The 732-nt window shown below is 35.4% G+C and carries 2 protein-coding genes; one reads left to right on the top strand and one right to left on the bottom strand.

The features are described from left to right. Nucleotides 1-70 precede the first annotated feature (70 nt). On the top strand, nt 71-397 hold the full coding sequence (locus FC37_RS09050; protein WP_056945622.1) for a metal-sulfur cluster assembly factor: 327 nt from the start codon (nt 71-73) through the stop codon (nt 395-397). A 41-nt stretch (nt 398-438) separates the two neighbouring features. Here the strand turns inward: FC37_RS09050 and FC37_RS09045 are convergent. Next, on the bottom strand, nt 439-732 hold a 294-nt coding region (locus tag FC37_RS09045), incomplete at its 5' end, for an SLAP domain-containing protein (RefSeq protein WP_201779649.1).

Below are 732 nucleotides of genomic sequence, written 5' to 3'. Positions count from 1 at the left end.
GGCGGCTTAGCTGGCACTCCAACCGGCCAAGCAATCAAAGCTAAAATTTTTGGCAAGGATGCGTGATAAAATGCGTGACGGTGAAACAATTAAAAACGATATTATCAATCAATTGGCGACAGTCATTGATCCTGAATTGAACGTTGACGTAGTCAATTTAGGGCTAATTTATGAAATCGACTTGGACAAAGATGGGATCTGTCTGATCAACATGACTTTGACCACCCCTGCTTGTCCGCTAACTGGTTACCTAATTGATGGCATTACTCAAGCGGTTAAAAAAGTGCCAGAAGTAAAAAATGTTGATGTCGAATTTGTGTGGTATCCGGTCTGGACGCCCGATCGTATGAGTGATGCAGCGAAGGAATATTTTAATATAGATACAAAAAAGGACTAATCTGGCTGGATTAGTCCTTTTTGATTGCTTATTTTGTTGTCTTATTCAGAAAGTTTGTCAACATTCCTTACTTTAATATATTTATTTTTACCAATACGATAGAATTTCTTTCCTCTAATAGTTACTACATGTCCTTCATTCATAATAGAGACTTTAGATTGCTTTCTTAACAAGATATGATCTTTATTTGCCTTAACACGTCTACCTTCTTTGTTATAGACAAATGAATTATGTTTTAGAATTCCCTTCAATCCAGTATTTACAGCCTTAATAAATTTGTTATGGCCAATTTGATAAAACTTCTTACCATTGATAGTAATTAGTCTACCACTATA

Origin of the sequence: Lactobacillus gallinarum DSM 10532 = JCM 2011 (assembly GCF_001434975.1) — a bacterium.
Classification (GTDB): domain Bacteria; phylum Bacillota; class Bacilli; order Lactobacillales; family Lactobacillaceae; genus Lactobacillus; species Lactobacillus gallinarum.
Note: the sequence above shows the minus strand (reverse complement) of the source record. Positions and strands in the feature narration are given on the sequence as shown.

Bases quoted from the DNA above. Each gene is read 5' to 3' on its own strand.
- FC37_RS09050 (WP_056945622.1), top strand. From the start codon at position 71: ATGCGTGACGGTGAAACAATTAAAAACGATATTATCAATCAATTGGCG.